Source organism: Actinomadura sp. NPDC047616 (assembly GCF_040642915.1).
GTDB lineage: Bacteria > Actinomycetota > Actinomycetes > Streptosporangiales > Streptosporangiaceae > Spirillospora > Spirillospora miaoliensis.
In genome coordinates, this window is the sequence record NZ_JBEYTB010000008.1 from 187576 (window position 1) to 208765 (window position 21190).

Consider the following 21190-nt stretch of genomic DNA (forward strand, 5'->3'; position numbering starts at 1 on the left):
TCGTGGCGACGGCGTGAGGGCCGCCGGGCACCACGGTCGCGGTGCCGGGAGCCGTCGGCGGTCAGGAGAATCGGGGTACGGCCATGTCAGGCAACAAGGGCGTCGTGTACGTCAAGCCGGGTCAGGTGGAAGTGCACACCACCGAGTACCCGACGTTCGAACTGAAGGACGGGCCCGGCGTCAATCCGGCCAACGTGGGCCGCAAGACGCCGCACGCGGCGATCGTCAAGTGCGTCGCCACCAACATCTGCGGCAGCGACCAGCACATGGTGCGCGGCCGCACCACCGCGCCGGCGGGGCTGGTGCTCGGCCACGAGATCACCGGCGAGGTCGTCGAGACCGGGCCCGACGTCGAGTACGTCAAGGTCGGAGACCTGTGCTCGGTGCCCTTCAACATCTCCTGCGGCAGGTGCCGCAACTGCAAGGAGGGCAAGACGGGGATCTGCCTCAACGTCAACCCCGACCAGCCCGGGTCGGCGTACGGGTACGTCGACATGGGCGGGTGGGTCGGCGGCCAGGCCGAGTACGTGCTGGTCCCCTACGCGGACTGGAACCTGCTGAAGTTCCCCGACCGGGACCAGGCCATGGACAAGATCCTCGACCTGGCGATGCTGGCGGACATCTTCCCGACGGGCTACCACGGCTGCGTCACCGCCGGCGTCACCACCGGTTCGACGGTCTACGTCGCCGGCGCCGGTCCGGTCGGGCTGGCCGCGGCCACGTCCGCCCTCCTGCTGGGGGCCGCCGCGGTCATCGTCGGCGACCTGAACGAGGACCGGCTCGCCCAGGCGCGCAGCTTCGGCTGCGAGACGGTGGACGTCGCGCGGGGCGACCCGAAGGACCAGATCGAGCAGATCCTCGGGACGCCGGAGGTCGACTGCGGTGTCGACGCGGTCGGTTTCGAGGCGCGCGGGCACGGCGCCGAGGCGCGCACCGAGCACCCGGCGGCCGTGCTGAACACCCTCATGGACATCGTCCGAGCCGGCGGCGCCGTGGGGATCCCCGGCCTCTACGTCACCGGTGACCCGGGGGCTCCCGACGAGGCCGCCAAGGTCGGGTCGCTGTCCATCCGGCTGGGGCTGGGCTGGGCCAAGTCGCTGTCCTTCGCCACCGGCCAGTGCCCGGTGATGCGCTACCACCGTCAGCTGATGATGGCGATCCTGCACGACCGCGTGTCGATCGCCGAGAACGTCAACGCCACGGTGATACCGCTGGACCGGGCGCCCGAGGGCTACGAGGAGTTCGACCAGGGCGCCGCGCGCAAGTACGTCCTCGACCCGCACGGAATGCTCGCCGAGGCGAGCTGACGGCGGCCTGCGGCCGAGGCGGACACGGGCGCCGCGGGTCTTACTAGGATGCTCCCCGTGAACGGAGATCAAGACGGCCGGGATGGGCATCTCCCCAGCGACGTGGAACCGACGGCGCCCATCCGGCCGCCGGCCGAGGGACTGGTCGACGAGGACGACCTGTCGCCGGAGGCGGTCACGGCAGGCGTGATCCCCGAGGAGCACGATCGCCGGCGCTGCGCGTACTGCGGAGGGCCGGTCCCGGCCCGGGCGGGGCGCGACGCCCGGTTCTGCGGCGACGCGCATCGCGTCGCCTACGCCCGGGAGGCGGCCCGCGGCGACGCCGACGAATCCGCGCCGGTCCGGGCGCTGGCCGAGGACGTCGACCGGCTGGCGGTCCTGGTGGCCGAGCTCGCCGAGACCGCCGCCGTGCTGGGCGAGCGGCTGGACGACGAGGTCCGCGGTGTCATCGGCAGGGCCGAGGAGGCGCTGGCCGAGGCGCGCAGCGCCCGGGTGGCGGTCGCCGAGGCCGACAACCGCACCGAGCTGGCCGAGGCCCGCGCCGAGGCGGCCCGGCAGGAGGCCGCCGACGCGATCGAGGAGCTGCGCGCGGGCATGGCGGCCGCGAAGGCGAGCGTCGTGGCCGCCCAGAACAGCGAGGCCAACGCGTGGAAGGAGGCCGGCGCCGCGCAGCAGGCCCGGGCCGCCGCCGCGAACGAGGCCGCCCACGCCGAAGGCCTGCGCAAACGCGCCGAGGCGGCGTGGAACACCGAACGCCAGGCCCGCGTCCAGGTGGAGAGCGAACGCGACGACCTGATGGCGCGGCTGGCCACCGAGCAGAGCGCGCTGGCCATGGCGCGCGCCGAGCTGGAGGACGCGCGCGCCGAGGCCGACGACGCCTTCGCCCGGCTCGAGGCCGCCGCCAAGACCGAGCGGGATCTGCGGGCCGAGCTGGCCGCCGCGCAGAGCGAGAACCAGCGGCTGACCATCGAGCTCGACGCCGCCACCGCCCGCGCCGACGAGCAGGCCGCCCGCGCCGACCGCGCCGAGCAGCTCGCCGACGACGCCATCGCCCGCGCCGACGACGCGCTGGCCCGTGCCGACCGCGCCGAGCGGCGCGTGGACGCCGCCGTCGATCGCGCCGACCGGGACGCCGCCGCCCTGCGCGCCCTGCAGGACACCCTGCGCTCGGCGCTGGACCTGCCGTCGGTCGAGGACCTCGGCGACGACCGCGGGGTCCGGGTCGGCGGGCCCGGCGAGTCCGGCGCGGTGCTCGCCCTGCCCGGCGGCCTGATCGGGCTCGACGACGTGCCGGACGTCCTGGACGGCGAGACGGCGGCGCGGTTCGCGCGGGCGGTCCTGGCGGTGCGCGTCCACCAGGCCACGCGGCGTCCCCTCCAGGACGACGACGAGCCCGCCGGGCAGGTCGACGCCGATCACGAGGACGGCGGCGGGGAGGCCTGACCTTCCGCGTCGCTCCGGGTCCACATGCGGCGGTAGAGGCCGTCGCGGCGCACCAGGTCGCGGTGCGTGCCGCGCTGCACGATCCTCCCGCGGTCGAGGACGGCGATCTCGTCCACGGCGTCCAGGCCGGTCAGGTCGTGGGTGATCAGCAGGGTGGTCCGGCCGCGGGTGACGCGTAGGAGGTCGGCCGTCAGGGCCGCGCGGGCCGCCGGGTCCAGGTGCGCGGTCGGCTCGTCGAGCACGAGCAGCGCCGGGTCGGCCAGCAGGGCGCGGGCGAGGGCCAGCCGCTGCCGTTCGCCGCCGGACAGGCGGGCGCCGTGCACGCCGACCGGGGTGTCGTACCCCTGGGGAAGGGCCCGGACGAACTCGTCCGCCCCGGCGAGGCGGGCGGCGCGCCGTACGGCGTGGCCGGACGCCCCGGGGTCGCCGAGCCGGATGTTGTCGGCCACGCTTCCGGCGAACAGGTAGGGGTCCTGCGGCACCCACGCGATGCGCTCGCGCCACCGCTCGGCCGGTACGTCCTCGAAGCCGGTGCGTCCCTCGGTGGGGTGGACGAAGCGCAGCAGCAGGGCGAGCAGGGTGCTCTTTCCCGCTCCGCTCGGCCCGACGACCACGAGCCGCTCCCCCGGCGCCACCTCCAGGGACACGTCGGACAGCGCCGGAAGATCCCGTCCGGGATGGCGCACCGTCACCCCGTCCAGGCGCACGCGTCCGCCGGCGGCGCCAGCGGCGGCGGCAGTGCCGTCCTCCGGCACGCCGCCGTCCAGGACCTCGAAGACGCGCCCGGCGGCGGTGACGCCCTCCATGCTGGCGTGGAACTGGGCGCCCACGTTGCGCAGCGGCAGGTACGCCTCGGGGGCCAGCAGCAGGACCAGCAGCGCCGTCTCGTACGGCATGCCGCCGCCCAGCAGGCGCAGCCCGATCTCGACCGCGACCAGCGCCACCGCCAGCGTGGACAGCAGCTCCAGCACCAGCGCCGACAGGAACGCCACCCGCAGCGTGCGCATGGTGGCCCGCCGGTGCGCGCCGGTCACCTCGCGGATCACCGCCGCCTGGGCCCTGGCGCGGCCGAACACCTTGAGCGTCGGCAGCCCCTCCACCACGTCGAGGAAGTGGCCGCCCAGCTTTTCCAGCAGCGACCACTGCCGCTCGGTGCGGGCCCGGGTGTGCAGGCCGACCAGGATCATGAACACCGGGATCAGCGGCAGGGTGGCCGCGATGACGCCGGCGGACAGCGGGTCGGCGCCGCCCACCACGGCGAGCACGGCGACCGGCGTCAGGCAGGCCAGGACGAGCTGCGGCAGATATCGCGCGAAGTAGGGGTCCAGCGCGTCCAGCCCGCGGGTGGCGAGCGTCGCCAGCTCACCGGGCTGCCGTGACGCGTCCGGGGCGCAGCGCAGGACGTGGCCCACCAGCCGCAGCCGCAACTGCGACTTGACCGCGCCGGCCGCGCGCAGGGCCATCGCCTCCCCGCCGTAGGCGGCCAGGGCGCGTCCGGCCGCCACGGCCAGCAGGAGCAGGAACGCGGGGGTGAGGTCCGCGACGCCCTGCCCGTCGAACGCCCCGGCCAGGATGCGGGCGAGCAGCACGGCCTGGGCCAGGACCAGCCCCGTCGTGACCAGGCCCAGCGCCACCGTGCCCGCGAGGAAGGCACGGGCGGCGCGGGCGTGGTGCAGCAGTCGCGGGTCGAGCGGTCTCACCGTGCCGCCCCTGCTCCGGGTGCCGCCTCGGCGCCGGGGGCGGGCTCGGCGGGGGCGACGGCCTGCCGGGTGAGGCGGCGCCGGAACACCCAGTACGTCCACGCCTGGTAGGCCAGGACCACCGGCGTGAAGATCACCGCGACCCAGGTCATGACCGTGAGCGTGTACGGGGAGGAGGCGGCGTTGTGCACGGTGAGGCTGAACGCGTCGTCGGTGCTGGACGGCATGACGTTCGGCCACAGGTCGCCGAACAGCGTCGCGACCGTCGCCGCGATCGCCACGGCGGTGCCGGTGAACGCCCAGCCCTCCCGGCCGCGCAGCCCGGCCGCGATGCCGCCGAGCAGCGCGGCCGCGGCGACGGCGGCGGTGACCCAGGTCAGCGGCCTGCCGTGGCCGATCTGGGTGACGGCCAGGAACGCCGCGGCGAGCACCGCGACCGGCACGGCCAGCCGGGTCAGCAGCGCCCGAGCGCGCCACCGCACCTCGCCGTCGGTCTTGAGGGCCAGGAACACCGCGCCGTGCAGGGTGAACACCGCCAGTGTGGTGAGCCCGCCGAGCAGCGCGTACGGGTTGAGCAGGGTGAACAGGGTCCCGGTGAAGTGGTGGTCGGCGTCGATCGGGACGCCGCGGACGATGTTGGCGAAGGCCACGCCCCACAGGAACGCCGGGACGAGCGAGCCCCAGAAGACGGCGCGGTCCCAGTTGCGCCGCCAGCGCGCGCCCTCGGGGCCGGACGCCGGGCCCTTGCCGCGGTACTCGAACGCCACGCCCCGCACGATCAGCGCGACCAGGATCAGCAGCAGCGGCAGGTAGAAGCCGCTGAACAGGGTGGCGTACCACTCGGGGAAGGCGGCGAAGGTGGCGCCGCCGGCGACCAGGAGCCACACCTCGTTGCCGTCCCACACCGGCCCGATGCTGTTGATCATGACGCGGCGGTCGGTCTCGGCGTGCGCGCCGCCGTCGGCCGCGCCGTGGCGCGGCGCCAGCACCGGCAGCAGCACGCCGACGCCGAAGTCGAACCCCTCCAGGACGAAGTAGCCGGTCCACAGCACGGCGATCAGCGTGAACCAGACGGTGGTCAGTTCCATGAGCGTCTCCGGGAATGCGGCTCGGTACGAGCCTTGGTACGAGCCTTGCTACGGGCTCAGTAGGAGAAGGCGGGCAGGGGCTCGTCGGCGGCGGGCGTCTGGTCCTGCGGCGGCGGTCCCTTCCGGGCGTGGCGGGCCATCAGCGCCCCGGCCACCACCGCCAGCACCGCGTACAGCACCGTGAACACCGTGAGGGAGGTGATCACCTCGCCGGTGGCGACGTCGGGCGAGACGCCGTCGCGGGTGCGCATCAGGCCCATCACCACCCACGGCTGGCGGCCCATCTCCGTGAAGATCCACCCCATGGTGTTGGCCAGGAACGGCAGCGCGATCCCCGCCAGCGCCGCGCGGTGGAACCACGGCCCGCGCGGCACCCGTCCGCCCCGGGTCAGCCACAGCCCGGCCACGGCCAGCAGCCCGGCCAGGAACCCGAACCCGATCATCAGGCGGAACGTCCAGTAGGTGACGGGGATGACGGGCGTGTAGCTGCCGGGCCCGTAGCGCTGCTCGTACGCCTGCTGCACGTCGTTGACGCCCTCGACGGCGCCGTCCGGCGCGCCGGTGGCCATGAACGACAGCACGTGCGGCACGCGCAGGCTCCACAGCTCCTCGCCGCCGTCCAGCGAGCCGATGGTGAACAGGGAGAACGAGGCGGGCGCGGACGTCTCGTACAGCGCCTCGGCGGCGGCCATCTTCATCGGCTGCTGCTCGGTCATCACGCGCGCCTGCAGGTCGCCCGACACGGTCACGCCGATCGCCGCGACCAGGGAGAACACCAGGCCCGCGCGGGTCGCCCGGCGGAACAGCGGCACGTCGCGTCCCCGCGCCAGGTGCCAGGCGCCCACCCCCGCGACGAACAGGCCGCCGGTGAGGACCGCCGCGAAGATCACGTGGGGGAAGGTCACCAGCGCGGTGGAGTTGGTGAGCACCCGCCAGATGCTGGTCAGCTCGGCCCGCCCGGTCTCGGGGTCGATCCGGTGACCGACCGGGTGCTGCATCCAGGAGTTGGCGGCCAGGATGAAGTACGCCGACAACATGGTGCCGATCGAGGCCAGCCAGATGGTGGCCAGGTGCAGCCGGGCCGGCAGCCGGTCCCAGCCGAAGATCCACAGGCCCAGGAACGTGGACTCCAGGAAGAACGCCAGCAGTCCCTCCATGGCCAGCGGCGCGCCGAACACGTCGCCGACGAACCGCGAGTAGTCCGACCAGTTCATGCCGAACTGGAACTCCTGCACGATCCCGGTGACCACGCCCATGGCGAAGTTGATCAGGAACAGCTTCCCGAAGAACCTGGTCATGCGCAGGTAGAGGGGGTTCCTCGTCCGGTGCCAGGCGGTCTGCATGCCCGCCACCAGGACCGACAGGCCGATGGTCAGCGGGACGAAGACGAAGTGGTAGACGGTGGTGATCCCGAACTGCCATCGGGACAGGTCCAAGGTGTTCACATGTCTTCCTCGGGGTCGGGGGGTGCGCCGCGGGGGACGGGGTCGGGCGCCGGCTCAGGGCTCGTCGACGATGACGGCGGTGACGGAACGGCGCACGGTGACCAGTTCCGGGCCGACGGGCTCGCCGAGCCGCATCAGGATCTGCGGATGCAGCCCGTGGCAGAAGCGGGACCGGATGAACGCCCGCAGCTCCGGCACCTCCAGCGCCTGCGTGTGGAAGGCGGCCGCCAGCCCGTCTCCGGCGGCGCGCAGCAGGACGCGCTGCAGCGCCTGCCCCGCCCGCAGCCAGTCGGCCGGTGCGTCCCCGGCCGTGACGATCATCAGGACCACCCCGGTCACCGGCTGCCGGGCCCCCTCCTCCTCCGGGCACGCCGCCTCGGGCGGCACGCCCCAGCCGAAGCCGCGCGCGAAGTCGCGGCCGGGGAAGTACGGCTCGGTGTGCGGCTCCTGACGCGGATACGCCTCGTGGTGGACGCCCTCCTGCCGGGTGTTGCCGGGGGCGGGCGCCCAGCGGGCCGCCTCGGCGGCGCACGCGGGGTCGAGCCGCTGCACGTGCTCGGCGACCTGCGTCAGCGCCGCGAGGGCGCCCTTGGTGTGCGGCTCCACGGCCTGGATGAGGCGCGCCCCCTCCGCCTCGGCGTCCCAGCGCAGCGTCGACAGCAGCGCGGCGCGCACCTGGGTCGGGCGGAACCCGCCGCGGTGGGTGTGCCGGTGGCGCACGTGCGCCACCAAGTGGTCGGGCTCCTCGCGGTCGGCGGACGGTTCGCCGGGAAGCACGTCCGCGAGCAGGTGCGGCCGGTCGGGATCGGGCAGCAGCCGGATCTTGGGGGCGTATCCGAGCCCCCGCAGCGCGATCCGCAGGGTGAACAGCGCCGCCCCGCAGCTGATCAGCATCTCGCGGCCGTCGGGGTCGGCCGCGGCCAGCCGCCGGTCCGGGTCGGCGCGCAGGCTGACGCGGCTGCCGTGCAGGGCGAACGTCCACGGCTGGGTGTTGTGCACCGACGGCGCCCACACGGCCGCCTCGATCGCCTGCCGCACGTCAAGGGCCAGTTGGTCCGGAGGCACGGTGGTGCCGGACGGCCGCGTAGGGGTCATGATGGTGCTCCTGGTGCAGTCCTGTACGGACTTTCAGCGCACCACCGGGACGGTCACCCTCGACAGGGACCAAGGTCCATTCTGCGGCGGCCCTCCGGCCGGTTCACACGCCGAGGGCCCGGGTGAAGCCCGGGGGGATCACCACGTCGTCCCGGGTCAGCTCGCGGACCGACGAGCGCCCGAGGCCGAGCAGCGCCGCGTCGATGCCGCCGCGCAGGATGTCCAGCACGTTCTCCACCCCGGCCTGCCCGTTCGCCGCCAGGCCCCACAGGGAGGCGCGGCCCACCATCACCGCCCTGGCGCCGAGCGCCAGCGCCTTGACCACGTCGCCGCCGCGCCGCACACCGCCGTCCAGCAGCACGTCGACCCTGTCGCCGACCGCGTCGGCGATGGACGGCAGCACGCGGATCGGCGCCGGGGTCGAGTCGAGGTTGTTGCCGCCGTGGTTGGACACCGAGATCGCGGTGACTCCCGCGTCGACCGCGCGCAGGGCGTCGTCGACCCGGCACACGCCCTTGAGCATGAACGGGCCGTCCCACTGCTCGCGCAGCCACCGCACGTCCTCCCAGGACGGCGGCGGGGTCTGCATCCACTCGCCGTACGCGCCGAAGAACGTGGGGGCGGCCTGTCCGGGCTCGGCCATGTTGGGCGTGGTCAGGTCGGGCAGGGTCCGGGACCGCAGGTAGCCGGCCAGCCAGCGCGGGCGGGCCAGGGCCTCGGGCGCGAAACGCGCCATCTCCCTCACCGTCAGCCGCTCGGGGACGCGGGGGCTCCCCCAGTCCCGGCCGTGGGAGAAGGACCAGTCGAGGGTGACGATCAGCCCCTTGACCCCGGCCTCGCGGGCGCGGTCGACGCGGCGCCGCATCGCGTCCCTGCCGCCCGTCCAGTACATCTGGAAGAACGTGCGCGGGTTGGCCGCCACGACCTCCTCCAGCGGCTTGCTCGCGAACGAGCTGAGCCCCATGGCGGTGCCGCGGGCCGCCGCCGCCCGCGCCACCGCCACCTCCCCGCCGGGGTGCACGGCCTGCACCCCGGTCGGCGAGATGATCACGGGCAGCGAGATCCGCTCGCCCATGACCGTCGTGGTCTGGTCGCGCTTCTCCGGCAGGCCCGCCACGTGCGGCGCGAACCCCAGTTCGGCGAACGCGGCGGTGTTGTCGCCGTAGGACACGCCCTTCTCCGAGCCGGCGAGCAGGGCGCCGTAGACCGATCGCGGCAGCCGCTTCCTGGCCAGGCGCTGCGCGTGCGCGACCGTCTCGAACCAGCCGCTCATGACCGCTCTCCCATCGGGTGCGCCGGCTCCATCCCGGCCAGCGGGCTCTCGTCGCAGAAACGGTCCGGGCGGGCGGCCCGGACGGCGGGCATGCCCAGGGCCACGGTGGGGCGCGAGTGGTCGTTGCCCTGGCGCGGCAGCGCGGCCGGGTCGACCGCCCGCAGGGCCTCCTCGCCGTGGCCCTTGACGCACTCGGGGTCGGGGCCGTCGAGCGGCAGGCCGGTGAAGAACTTCGCGGCCATGCACCCGCCCCGGCACGCGTCGTAGGCCGAGCAGTGCGCGCAGGCCCCGCCGGACGACGGCCGCCGCAGCTCGGCGAACAGCGACGACTCGCGCCACACCCGCTCGAACCCGCCGGGCGAGCGGACGTTGCCCGCCCTGAACGCGTCGTGGATGGCGAACGGGCAGGCGTACACGTCGCCGACCGGGTCGATGAGGCACACCACCCGTCCCGCGCCGCACAGGTTCAGCCCCGGCAGCGGCGCCGGGCCCAGCGCGTTGAGGTGGAAGAACGAGTCCCCGGTGAGCACCCGGTCGCCGTGGTCCAGCAGCCAGGCGTAGATCTCGCGCTGCTGGGCGGCCGTGGGATGCAGCTCGTCCCACACGTCGGCGCCGCGGCCGGACGGCCGCAGCCGGGTGATCCGCAGCTGCGCCCCGTACCGGTCGGCGATGGCGGCGAAGGCGTCGAGCTGGGCGACGTTCCGCCGGGTCATCACCACCGAGATCTTGAAGCCGGAGAACCCGGCGGCGGCCAGGTTCTCCATGGCCCGCACCGCCATGTCGTACGCGCCGGGTCCGCGCACCGCGTCGTTGACGTCGCGGGTGGCGCCGTCGAGGGAGACCTGCACGTCCACGTAGTCGGTGGCGGCCAGCCGCCGCGCCCGCTCGGGGCTGAGCCGCACCCCGTTGGTGGAGAACTTCACGCCGACGCGGTGGTCGATCGCGTAGTCCAACAGGTCCCAGAAGTCGGGCCGGACGGTGGGTTCCCCGCCGCCGACGTTGACGTAGAAGACCCGCATCCGCTCCAGCTCGTCGATGACGGCCTCGATCTCGGCGGTGGACAGCTCGCGGGGGTCGCGCCGCCCGGACGAGGACAGGCAGTGCGCGCAGGACAGGTTGCACGCGTACGTCCACTCCCAGGTCAGGCAGATCGGCGCGGCCAGCCCGCCGGTGAACTGCTCGGCCAGGGCGGGGACGCGCCCGGCGTGCGAAGGGTCGTGAAGGGTGGTCATCACCGCACTCCCGTCGGGCCCCTCAGCGGGGGACGATCATGCCGGCCGCGGCCAGCGAGGCCAGCGCGCGCAGGAAGGCGCCGCGCCGTGCGCCGGGGACGCCCGCGAGGGCGTCCCGGGCGCTGGGGTACCGCTCCAGCGTCCGGACCAGCTCCACCAGTTCGGGCGCCTTCAGGAACGAGAGCCGCCGGTTGCCGAAGTGGTACGCGAGCGCTCCGAACGGCTCGGGCCGCAGCGCGACCGACGGGCTCAGCCGGTACGGCCGGGCCGGGTCGAAGGTCGCGTCCGCTCCGCCCGCCGCTCCGGCCCCGGCCGGAGCGGCGGGCGTGGCCCGTGCCGCGGAGGGTGTGGGGGAGGGCATCGTCCGGCCCTCAGTAGACGCCGCACATGCCGTCGATGGAGACCTCCTCGACCAGCAGTTCCTCGGTCAGGTCGTCCAGGTCGGCCACGGCGGCGCCGTCGGCGTCGGCGTCGTGTGCCCGCTCGGCGTCGCGGATGTCCCGTTGCATGGAATGCCTCCCAACGTGTGAGCCGGCCGGGGTCGGAACCCGGTGGGTCCGGCGGCGGGACACGACGTTAGGCCGGGCGCCGGCGGGCGGTCGCCCTGCTTCCGGCCGTCCCGTCCCCCTCCGATCGGGCAGGTGCGCCGCCGCGGCCGGGGGTCACCGGCCCGAAACCGTCCGGTCGGACGGGGCGCGGCCCCTCCCCCCGCGCCTCCGCTTCCGCCCGGACGACCGGTACCGGCGCGGCCCCGCGTCCCGGAAGGTGAAGCACACGCAGCCCACCCCACGGAGAGGAACGTCACGCCATGCGAGTCGAGGAGCTTCTCAAGCCGTTCCCCATCAAGGAGTTCCACCCCTTCCCCCGGGCACTGCTCGGCCCCGGCGCGCACGAGCTGATCGGCCCCGAGGCCAAGAAGCTGGGCTTCCGGCGGACGCTGGTGATGACCACGGGCCTGCGCGGCAGCGACACCGTGCACAAGATCGTCGAGTCGATGAAGTACCACGGGCTCGAGGTCGTGGTGTACGACCAGGTCGAGTCGAACCCCAAGGACTACAACGTCATGGACGCCGTGGCGCTGTACCAGGAGAACAGGTGCGACTCGTTCGTGTCGATCGGCGGCGGGTCCTCGCACGACGCCTGCAAGGGCGCGCGGGTCTCGGTGGCGCACGACGGCCGCAGCGTCAACGAGTTCGAGGGCTTCAACAAGTCCGAGAACCCGCAGAACCCGCCGCACATCGCGGTGTCCACCACGGCGGGGACCGGGTCGGAGACGTCCTGGGCGTACGTCATCACCGACACCACCACCGACCCGGACAACCCGCACAAGTACGTCGCGTTCGACGACGCGTGCGTGGCCACGCTGGCGATCGACGACCCCACGCTCTACTACGACTGCCCGCTGGACTACACCGCGCAGTGCGGGTTCGACGTGCTCGCCCACGCCTCCGAGCCGTACGTGTCGCGGCTGGACTTCCAGCCGTCGCTGGGCAACGCGCTGCACGCGATCAGGCTCACCGCCCGGCACCTGCGCCAGGCGGTGTGGAACGGCCAGGACCTGGCCGGACGCGAGGGCATGATGTACGCGCAGTACATCGCGGCGCAGGCGTTCAACTCCGGCGGCCTGGGCATCATCCACTCCATCTCGCACGCGGTCAGCGCGTTCTACGACACCCACCACGGGCTCAACAACGCCATCGCGCTGCCCCGGGTGTGGGCGTTCAACATGCCGGCGCACTACGAGCGGTTCGCCGACATCGCCGAGGCGATGGGCGTCGACACGCACGGCATGACCAAGGTGCAGGCCGCCGAGGCGGCGCTGGCCGAGGGCATCCGGCTGCTGCGCGACGTCGGCATCCCGGAGAGGTTCGTCGACGTCCGGCAGGACACCTACGGCAAGAACCGGCTGGGGCAGGGTCCGACGAAGTTCTACGAGCGGGCCAAGGAGATCAAGGGCGACGCGGCCGACATCGACCGGATCACCAACCACGTCCTCGGTGACGCCTGCACGCCGGGCAACGCCAAGGAGTGCACGTTCGAGACGGTCCGGCCCGTCGTCGAGCACTGCATGACCGGGGACCTGGACGACCTGCTCGGCTGACCGGCCGTCGGGCCACACCCCGCACCCCCTGCACGTGGGAGGGGAGGTGAGAACGGCGCCCCGTGCACCTCCCCTCCCGCCCGCACACCCAGATCCCAGCGCCCATCCCCGGACGGAGGAGCCGTGCCCGACACGCCCCAGCATCCCGACGCCACGCCGCAGGAGTTCGGCTCGGTCGACGAGGTCGCCGAGCGGTTCGCCGCGCACGGCTACATCACCGACCGCCGCCTGGCCACGACCGTGTTCCTGCTGTCCCGCCTGGGCAAGCCGGTCCTGCTGGAGGGGCCGGCCGGCGTCGGCAAGACCGAGCTGGCCAAGACGCTCGCGGCCGTGACGGGGCGCCGCCTGCTGCGCCTGCAGTGCTACGAGGGGCAGGACGAGAGCCGCGCGCTGTACGACTGGGACTACGGCAAGCAACTCCTCTACACGCAGATGCTGCGCGACAAGATCGGCGACCTGACCGCGGACGCCCCGGACCTGGCCACGGCGGTGCGGCGGATCGAGGAGCAGGACAGCGTGTTCTTCTCCGAGCGCTTCCTGGCCCCGCGCCCGGTGCTGGAGGCGATCCGCGGCGAGCGGCCCGCGGTGCTGCTGGTGGACGAGGTGGACCGCGCGGACGAGGCGCTGGAGGCGGTGCTGCTGGAGTGCCTGGCCGAGTACCAGGTGTCGGTGCCGGAGATCGGCACGTTCACGGCGAAGGTCCCGCCGCTGGTGGTGCTGACGTCCAACAACACGCGGGACCTGTCGGCGGCCCTCAAGCGCCGCTGCCTGCATCTGTTCCTCGACTACCCCGACGCCGAGCGGGAGCTGGAGATCCTGCGCGCCAAGGAGACCGGGCTGCCCGAGGCCGCGGCGCGGCATCTGGTCCGGGTCGTCCGCGGCCTGCGCGAGCTGCGGCTGCGCAAGAACCCCAGCATCTCCGAGACCGTGGACTGGGCCCGCACCCTGGCCGTGCTGGGCGTCGAGGAACTCGACCCGCGGGTGCTCGCGGAGACCGCCAACGTCGTGCTGAAGTACGAGCGCGACCTCAACCAGGCCCTCGACGTGCTGCCGCGCCTCGTCGACCCCAACCGCACCCTCCCCGAACCCGATCACGGGCACGGTCACGGGCACGGTCACGGTCACGGGCATGGGCACGGGCACGGGCACTCCGGCAACGGCCAGGACGAGGGGGACGGGCGGGCGGTGCGCGTCGCCAAAGATCAACCCGGCCGCCACGACGAGGGCTACTACGGGGCGCCGGGGGCGGGGCCGGCGCACCGTGCCGCTCCGGGCGGCGGCCAGGGCGCCCGCGCGTTCGCCGCGATCACCCGCCGCCGCAACGGCTGACCGGAGGAGGCGGGATGCAGGCCGCGGTTCACCGGTTCGTGCGCGCGCTCCGGCTGTTCGGGATGCGCGTGTCGGTCACGGAGGCGATGGACGCCATGCTCGCCGCCGCCCAGCCCGGCGTGCTCGACGGGCGGGCGGCGCTGCGCGAGGCCCTGCGCATCACCCTGGTCAAGGACCGCCGCGACGACGCGCTGTTCGACGAGTTGTTCTCGGCGTTCTTCTCCCTGCGCCCCCTGGACGGCGGTGCGGACGGGCACGGCCACGGCCACGAGCACGACGGCCTGACCGACACCGGCGCCCTGGAGTCGTTCACCGTGTCCGACGAGCCGTCGCAGACGCCCCGGCAGGGCCACAGCCACGGCAAGCCGGCCGACATCCGCGACCTGTTCGACCAGCGGGACCTCGCCCAGCGCTACAACCTGCACCAGGAGGCCAACAAGGTCGACCTGACCTCGCTGACCGACGAGATCGTCCTGTCGCAGGACGGCGGCGCCGCCGGGCCGGGCGGCACGCCGTCGGTGCAGTTGGAGATCGAGCGCCTGCACGGGGCGGGGATCCCCGGGCGTCTCGCGCCCGGAACCGGGCACCGGATCGACTCGGAGCTGGCCGTCGCACAGCACGACGTCCCCGCACGTCCCGACGGCGGCGCCGACGGCACCGACGACCCGAACCCGCTGCTGGCCGGGATCGTCGATCACCTGCCGGAACTGCTGAAACGCCATCTGGACCGGCTCGCCGAGCTGGAGGACATGGCGGTGGAGCCGGCCCGGATCGCCGAACGCGCGCGGGTCGAGTCCGTGGACGAGCACGAGCGGACGCGGCTCGAGGAGGCGCTGCGCCGGGTGGGCCGGTCCCTGAACGGCGCCCCGACCAGCCGCAGGCGCGACACCCCGCGTGGACGCGTCCACCCCGCCCGCACCATGCGCAGGAACATGCGCTACGACGGGGTGCCGTTCCGTCCCGTGACCGTGACCCGTGCCGAGGACCGGCCACGCCTGGTGGTGCTGGCGGACGTCTCCCTGTCGGTGCGGGCGAGCGCCCGGTTCACGCTGCACATGGTGCACGGCCTGCAGGCGCTGTTCGGGCAGGTCCGCTCGTTCGCGTTCGTGGACGAGCCCACGGAGATCACCGAGTTGTTCGCCGAGCACCCCCTGGAGAAGGCGCTGGGGCTGGTGTTCGACGGGCTGCCGGACGGGGGCCTGCTCGACACCGACGCGCACTCCGACTACGGCCGGACGTTCGAGGCGCTGCTGGCCGAGCACTCCCCCGCGCTCGGCAGGCGGACCACCCTCCTCGTCCTCGGGGACGGCAGGGGCAACGGCAAGGATCCGGCGATCGGCGCGTTCGAGGAGATCACGCGCCGGGTCCGGGAGACCGTCTGGCTCACCCCCGAGCCCCGCTACTCCTGGGGCCTGGGCGCCTGCGACCTGCCGCGCTACGCCGAGCACTGCGACCGCGTACACGTGGTCGCGGACCTGTCCGGGCTGGAACGCACGGCCCACCGGATGGCGGCGAGGGTGGCGGGCCGGTCATGAAGGACCCCGCCCAGTCCCTCGCCACGGCGGCGCGGCGCATCGACCCCCTGGCTCCGCATCCGCCCGGGGTCTACGCGGACCACCTCGTCCGGGTCGTCCGCATCGCCCCTCCCCGCGACGACGCCGACGCAGCCGACGCAGCCGCCTCGGCCGCCGCGCCGGTGGCCCGGACGGAGCACTTCCGCCTGCGCCGCCGCGGCGGCCGGATCGAGCTGGACCACTGGCTGCGCCCCGGGCGGCTCGACAACGACCTGGCCGGGCTGCTGGCCGAGGAGCTGTTCGCCCCCGGCTGGCTGTCCGGCCCCGACATCTTCGAACGGGTCTTCACCGGGGTCGTGCGCACCTGCGTGGACGGCCCGCTGACCGCCTGGTCCACGTTCTACGCCAACACGCTGGCGCGGACCAGGCGGTACTGGCGCATGCCCGCGCCCGCCACCCGCTCGTCCATCGCCGGGTTCGCCCCCGTGTACCGCCGCGCCCTGGACCTGGTCCCGCCGGGCCCGGTGCTGGACGTCGGCTCCTGCTTCGGCTTCCTGCCCCTGCTGCTCGCCGAGCGGGCCGCCGGCCGGGTGATCGCCTCGGACCTGTCCCGCGGCACCATGCGGCTCCTGGCGGCGGTGGCGGGCGCGCGGGGCCTGCCGCTGGAGACGCTGACCTGCGACGCCGTACGGGTGCCACTGCCGGACGGCTGCGTGGACACCGTCACCGCCGTCCACCTCCTCGAACACCTGGACGGCGCGCAGGGCGAGGCCGTCGTGCGGGAGGCGCTGCGGCTCGCCAGGCGGCGGGTCGTGGTGGCCGTGCCGTACGAGGAGGAACCCACCGCCGCCTACGGGCATGTACGGGTGTTCGACCGCGCCGCCCTGACCGCCCTGGGGCGCGCCACGGGCCGCCGCTTCCGGGTCGACGACCACCACGGAGGCTGGCTGGTCATCGACACCGGCTGACCCGGGGGGCTCAGATGACGCCCAGCTTGGTCGCCTCGTAGACGACCTCCGCCCGGCTGCCCGCGTCCATCTTCCGCATGATGTTGCGCACGTGGAACTTCACCGTCGTCTCGGAGATGTACATCATCGCGCCGATGTCGCGGTTGCTCAGGCCGCGGGCGAGGTGCCGCAGCACCGTCAGCTCGCGTTCGGTGAACCGCGGCCGCTCGGGGGCCGTCCGCATCGACCGCATCATCGCCTCGGCCGAGTGCGAGTCGAAGGCGCACTCGTTGCGGGCGACGGCGCGGATCGACCGCAGCAGCTCGGTGGTGTCCACGTCCTTGACCACGTAGCCGCGCGCACCGTGCCGGACCGCCTCCACGACCAGGGAGTCGTCCAGGAAGGTGGTCAGCACCAGCACCGCGGTGCCCGGGTGGCCGCCGGTCAGCCGCGCGCACAGCTCCAGGCCCTCGGTGTCGGCCCCGGTGGACAGCTTCAGGTCCAGCAGGACGATCGAGGGCCGGGTCCGCTCGACCACCACCAGGGCCTCGGCGGCCGTGCTCGCCTCGCCCACGACCCGCAGATCGCTCTCGCGCTCCAGGATCGACCGCAGCCCGTGCCGGACGATCGCGTGGTCGTCGACCAGCACGATCCGCACGGGGCCGGCGCCGAGCGCGGCCCCGGCCGCGGCCTCCACGGCGGTGTCGGTCCCCTCAGCGTTCATCGTCCGCCTCCCCCGCGGTCCGCACCGGCAGCGGGATCTCGACCCGCACCATGACGCCTCCCATTCCCGACCGGACGATGGACAGCCGGCCGCCCAGCTCCTCCGCGCGGGCGACCATGTTGGTCAGCCCGCGGTGCCGTCCCGACAGGTCGGCCGCCCGCGACAGCCGCAGCGCGCGCCGCAGCTGGGCCGGGTCGCCGCCGCCGTCGTCGGACACGCTGACGGTGACGGCCCGCGGCCGGTACCGCAGCCGCACCAGCGCCCGGCCCGCCCGGCCGTGCGCGGCGGAGTTGAACAGCGCCTCGCCGACCAGCCGCAGGATGGACTGCTCGGCGTGCGGCGGGAGCGGCACCGGGCCGCCCTCCACCCGCACCCGCACGTCCAGGTCGGTCGGCAGGTGGACGGTCGACAGCCGTTCCAGCATCACCGGCAGCGGCCCGGCGGGCTCCTCCGAGGTGTGGTGGAGGGCGTAGATCGCGGCGCGCAGCCGTTCCACCGCCTGCCGGTTGAGGTCCTTGGCGGTGGCCAGGCGGCCGGCGATCTCGGCGGCCGGGCCGCCCTGCGCCTCCAGCTCCGCACGGCACACCTCGACGGTCATGCCCGCGCTGAGCACGTACTGCGTGACGCTGTCGTGCAGCTCCCGTGCGATGCGGTGCCGCTCGTCGTCCAGCGCCTGCCGACGCATCGCGCCGAACAGCCGCTCCTGCGTGGCGGCCAGCTCGGCGTTGCGCGCGGCCAGGTCCCGGGCCTGCCGCTCGGCCGCCTCCGACAGCGCCTCGGTCCGCCCGCGCAGCGTGGTCGCCGCGTGGAACAGGTAGGAGTTGTGCAGCGCGACGGCCGCCTGGTTGGCCAGCACCCGCAGGATCGCCAGGTCGGTGTCGGCCACGTCCACGCCGAGCCCGGGGCGCGCGGCGATGCCGCCGACGGGCTCGTCGTCCAGGGTCATCGGGGCCCGCACCCAGGCGCGGTCGGGGGCCGAGGTGGCGGCCTCCCACGGCCGGGACCGCAGCACCGCCAGATGCTCGCGCGGTTCGGCGGGCAGCCGGGCCTCGTCGTCGATCAGCACGTCGTCGGCGTACAGCAGGAACCGGGGGCGGGCGGCGCGCAGGGCGCCGTCCGCGACGACCAGCAGCAGCCAGTGCGCCTGCAGGTGCTCGGCCGCCGCCCGAACCACCGCCTCGACCAGGGCGCGCGGGCCCTCGGCGGTGCGGACGAGGGCGCGGGAGATGCCGTCGAGGGCCGCCACGGTGCGCTCCAGGCGTTCGGTGGATCGCACGTAGGCCGGGTAGAAGGAGCGCTTCCCCGAGCGCAGCCCGGTCAGGACGCCCAGGTCGTGCTCGGGGTTCGGGGCGTTCACAGCGCCTCGTGGAACAGCGTCCGGACGTCGTCCACGTCCAGTTCCCTCGGGTTGGTGGCCATGCAGGCGTCCTTGAGGGTGGTGCGCGCGAGCCGGGGGACGTCGCTCTCGGCGACGCCGAGGCTGGCCAGCCCCCTGGGCACGCCGACGTCGTCGGCGAGGGCGCGGATCCGGTCGGCGAGCCGCTGCGCGGCCTCGCGGGGCGGCATGCCCTCGACCGGTATGCCCGCCGCCTCGGCCAGGGGCACGAACCGCTCCGGCCACGCCTGGGCGTTCCAGCGGATGACGTGGGGCAGCAGCACGCCGTTGACCACGCCGTGCGGCGCGTCCAGCAGCCCGCCGACCTGGTGGCTCATCGCGTGCGTCGCGCCCAGGATCGCGTTGGTGAAGGCCATCCCGGCCTCCAGGGACGCCTGGGCCATGGCGAGCCTGGCGTCGAAGTCCCTGGGCCGCACCTGGGTGCGCGGCAGGTTCCCGACGATGAGCCGGACCGCGTGCAGGGCGTGGTTGTCGGTCAGCGGGTTGTGCGCCCGCGACACGAACGCCTCGACGGCGTGGGTCAGGGCGTCCAGGCCGGTCGCCGCGTTCAGCCAGCCCGGCATGGTGGTCAGCAGCCGCGGGTCGATCAGCGAGGTCTCCGGCACCAGGGTCCGGCTGACGATGGTGATCTTGATCTGCTCGGCGGTGTCGGTGACGACGGCGAACTGCGACACGTCCGCCCCGGTGCCCGACGTGGACGGCACCATCACCGTCGGCGGGATCGGGTGGACGACCCGGTCGACGCCCTCGTAGTCGAGGATCCGGCCGCCGTTGCCCGACAGGATCGCCACGCCCTTGGCCGCGTCGACGCAGGACCCGCCGCCCAGCCCGATGATCACGTCGGCGCCGCTCTCGGCGTACCGCTGGAACCCCTGCTCGATCTCGTGGTCCTTGGGGTTGGGCGTGAGGTCGTGCCAGAGCACGGGCCGCAGCCCGGCGCGGCGCAGGTGGCCGATCGCCTCGTCCGCCCAGCCCGCCTCGATCAGCCCGGGGTCGGTGACCAGGAACGGGCGGCGGCCGCCGAGGCGCAGCGCGCAGTGGCCGATCTCGGCCAGCGACCCCGGCCCGAAGACGATCTCGGGGACGTGGAACTTGGCCAGCCGCGCGGACGGCTGGACGGCCTCGGCGCCCGCCCGCCGCGGGCCCGCCAGCTCGCCGTGGCGGGCGTCCGGGCTCCAGTCCGCGCTCGGCTCGTCGCCATGAGCGACCGTCATGCCTGCCATCAGCGACATGCCAACCTCCCGAGCCGTCCGCGCCCTGACGCCCGCAACGCGCCGTCATCCGAATCTTACGAAGTGATGAGCCGGATATCGCGTACGTCACATTCAGCGCCCAAGCTAGACGGGCGAGCACGCCCGGGGCACCTGTCCGATCGGACGGGGCGGCCCCCTCCCTCCGCAGGGGCACGGGATTCCGCACCGCGTCCGATCATGACGCTCCCCCGCCGCTTGCGCTCGCTTACGCAAGAAACCGGCCTCGCTTGCGCGACTCTGTCGTATGCTTGCGCAATGAGTCAGTCAGGGGAGTCCGCGCGGACTCGGCGGCTCGCCGAGGTCGCGAAGAAGGTCGGGGTCAGCGAGGCGACGGTCAGCCGGGTGCTGAACGGACGGCCGGGGGTGTCGGAGGCCACGCGGGCGGCGGTGCTCACCGCGCTCGACGTGCTGGGCTACGAGCGGCCCACGCAGCTGCGCGGCGAGCGGGCCCGCCTGGTGGGCCTGGTGCTGCCGGAGCTGGGCAACCCGATCTTCCCGGCGCTGGCCGAGGTGATCGGGGGCGCGCTGGCCCAGCGGGGGTTCACGCCCGTGCTGTGCACCCGGACGGCGGGCGGGCTGTCGGAGGCCGACTACGTCAACATGCTCGTCGACCAGCACGTGTCGGGCATGGTGTTCGCGGGCGGGCACTACGCCGAGCTCGACTCCCCGCACGAGCACTACTTCCGGCTGATGGAGCTGGGGCTGCCCGTGGTGCTGGTGAACGCGTGCGTGCCCGAGCTGGCGTTCCCCCGGGTGTCCACCGACGACGCGGTCGCCGTCGAGCAGGCCTACACGCATCTGACCTCCCTGGGGCACGAGCGCATCGCGCTGCTGCTGGGGCCCGAGGACCACGTCCCGTCGCAGCGCAAGCTGGCGGCGTTCCGGGCGGTCGCGGGCGAGGTCCCCGACGAGGCGGTGCGGCACGCGATGTTCTCGCTGGAGGGCGGCCACTCGGTCACCACGCGGATCATCGCGGCGGGCTTCACGGCCGTGATCTGCGCGAGCGACGTGCTGGCGCTGGGCGCGGTGCGGGCGGTGCGCCGGGCCGGCCTGTCGGCCCCCGAGGACCTGTCGGTGGTCGGGTTCGACGACTCGGCGTTCATCAACTGCACGCACCCGCCGCTCACCACGGTCCGCCAGCCGATCGAGGCGATGGGCAGGGCCGCGGTCACCATGCTGGTGAACCAGATGGAACGCGGCTCGGTGCCCGCCGAGGAGCTGCTCTACGAGCCCGAACTGGTGGTCCGCGGGTCGACCGCGCCGCCGGCGCGCGCCGACGCCGGCTGATCGCACCGCGCCGTCGCCGAAGCCGCCGCCCTCCCGGGCGGCGGCTTCGTCGTTTG

Annotated in this window: 18 protein-coding genes; 7 read left to right on the forward strand and 11 right to left on the reverse strand. The window is 74.2% G+C overall.

The genetic code is table 11. The annotated features are described in order from the left end of the window. Positions 1-83: 83 nt before the first annotated feature. Positions 84-1307 carry a formaldehyde dehydrogenase, glutathione-independent gene (fdhA, locus tag ABZ801_RS20710; RefSeq protein WP_360699904.1) on the forward strand — a complete coding sequence of 408 codons (1224 nt, stop codon included), beginning with the start codon at positions 84-86 and terminating at the stop codon, positions 1305-1307. Positions 1308-1364: 57 nt separating this feature from the next. Beyond that, positions 1365-2750 carry a hypothetical protein gene (locus ABZ801_RS20715; RefSeq protein ID WP_360699907.1) on the forward strand — a complete coding sequence of 462 codons (1386 nt, stop codon included), beginning with the start codon at positions 1365-1367 and terminating at the stop codon, positions 2748-2750. Here the strand turns inward: ABZ801_RS20715 and cydD are convergent. The 8 genes from cydD to mftA form a co-directional block, all read right to left on the reverse strand. Beyond that, a complete protein-coding gene (cydD, locus tag ABZ801_RS20720) occupies positions 2723-4450 on the reverse strand; it encodes a thiol reductant ABC exporter subunit CydD (protein ID WP_360699910.1) in 1728 nt (575 codons plus the stop codon). The two genes, ABZ801_RS20715 and cydD, sit on opposite strands and share 28 nt — an antisense overlap. Then, complete coding sequence (cydB, locus tag ABZ801_RS20725; protein ID WP_360699913.1) at positions 4447-5538, reverse strand: cytochrome d ubiquinol oxidase subunit II; 1092 nt, start codon at positions 5536-5538, stop codon at positions 4447-4449. The genes cydD and cydB overlap by 4 nt, the downstream gene beginning before the upstream one ends. Positions 5539-5594: 56 nt before the next feature. Then, positions 5595-6983, reverse strand: a complete 1389-nt coding sequence (locus ABZ801_RS20730; protein ID WP_360699916.1) for a cytochrome ubiquinol oxidase subunit I — start codon at positions 6981-6983, stop codon at positions 5595-5597. 54 nt (positions 6984-7037) lie between these two features. After that, the gene (locus tag ABZ801_RS20735; protein ID WP_360699919.1) at positions 7038-8078 is read right to left on the reverse strand and encodes a hypothetical protein; all 1041 of its coding nucleotides are present in this window, start codon (positions 8076-8078) and stop codon (positions 7038-7040) included. A gap of 103 nt (positions 8079-8181) precedes the next feature. Then, on the reverse strand, positions 8182-9351 hold the full coding sequence (gene mftD, locus ABZ801_RS20740) for a pre-mycofactocin synthase MftD (protein WP_360699922.1): 1170 nt from the start codon (positions 9349-9351) through the stop codon (positions 8182-8184). Further along, on the reverse strand, positions 9348-10583 hold the full coding sequence (gene mftC / locus ABZ801_RS20745; protein WP_360699925.1) for a mycofactocin radical SAM maturase: 1236 nt from the start codon (positions 10581-10583) through the stop codon (positions 9348-9350). The genes mftD and mftC overlap by 4 nt, the downstream gene beginning before the upstream one ends. Before the next feature lie 22 nt (positions 10584-10605). Continuing rightward, positions 10606-10944, reverse strand: a complete 339-nt coding sequence (gene mftB / locus ABZ801_RS20750) for a mycofactocin biosynthesis chaperone MftB (protein ID WP_360699928.1) — start codon at positions 10942-10944, stop codon at positions 10606-10608. 10 nt (positions 10945-10954) lie between these two features. Next, entirely contained in the window at positions 10955-11092 is a 138-nt protein-coding gene (gene mftA / locus ABZ801_RS20755; protein ID WP_344940245.1) for a mycofactocin precursor MftA, read from the reverse strand. 299 nt (positions 11093-11391) lie between these two features. Between mftA and mdo the strand changes: the two genes are divergently transcribed. The 4 genes from mdo (at position 11392) to mftM (ending at position 16495) form a co-directional block, all read left to right on the forward strand. Next, on the forward strand, positions 11392-12684 hold the full coding sequence (gene mdo / locus ABZ801_RS20760; protein ID WP_360699931.1) for an NDMA-dependent methanol dehydrogenase: 1293 nt from the start codon (positions 11392-11394) through the stop codon (positions 12682-12684). A gap of 123 nt (positions 12685-12807) precedes the next feature. Next, positions 12808-14013 carry a MoxR family ATPase gene (locus ABZ801_RS20765; RefSeq protein ID WP_360699934.1) on the forward strand — a complete coding sequence of 402 codons (1206 nt, stop codon included), beginning with the start codon at positions 12808-12810 and terminating at the stop codon, positions 14011-14013. A 14-nt stretch (positions 14014-14027) separates the two neighbouring features. Next, positions 14028-15548 carry a VWA domain-containing protein gene (locus ABZ801_RS20770; protein WP_360699937.1) on the forward strand — a complete coding sequence of 507 codons (1521 nt, stop codon included), beginning with the start codon at positions 14028-14030 and terminating at the stop codon, positions 15546-15548. Beyond that, a complete protein-coding gene (gene mftM, locus ABZ801_RS20775) occupies positions 15545-16495 on the forward strand; it encodes a mycofactocin oligosaccharide methyltransferase MftM (protein ID WP_360699940.1) in 951 nt (316 codons plus the stop codon). Before ABZ801_RS20770 ends, mftM begins: the two co-directional genes overlap by 4 nt. 10 nt (positions 16496-16505) lie before the next feature. Here mftM and ABZ801_RS20780 read toward each other — a convergent pair whose 3' ends face one another. Genes ABZ801_RS20780 through ABZ801_RS20790 form a run of 3 tightly spaced genes read right to left on the reverse strand, consistent with a single transcriptional unit; the run spans position 16506 to position 19826 of the window. After that, entirely contained in the window at positions 16506-17198 is a 693-nt protein-coding gene (locus ABZ801_RS20780; protein WP_360699943.1) for a response regulator transcription factor, read from the reverse strand. Beyond that, positions 17188-18555: a histidine kinase gene (locus ABZ801_RS20785; protein WP_360699946.1), complete on the reverse strand. Its 1368-nt coding sequence runs from the start codon at positions 18553-18555 to the stop codon at positions 17188-17190. Before ABZ801_RS20785 ends, ABZ801_RS20780 begins: the two co-directional genes overlap by 11 nt. After that, positions 18552-19826 (reverse strand): iron-containing alcohol dehydrogenase, encoded by a 1275-nt coding sequence (locus ABZ801_RS20790; RefSeq protein WP_360699948.1) that lies wholly within the window; start codon positions 19824-19826, stop codon positions 18552-18554. Before ABZ801_RS20790 ends, ABZ801_RS20785 begins: the two co-directional genes overlap by 4 nt. Positions 19827-20102: 276 nt before the next feature. On the opposite strand from ABZ801_RS20790, the gene ABZ801_RS20795 reads away from it, so the two are divergent. Beyond that, the gene (locus ABZ801_RS20795; RefSeq protein WP_344940268.1) at positions 20103-21134 is read left to right on the forward strand and encodes a LacI family DNA-binding transcriptional regulator; all 1032 of its coding nucleotides are present in this window, start codon (positions 20103-20105) and stop codon (positions 21132-21134) included. Positions 21135-21190 lie beyond the last annotated feature (56 nt).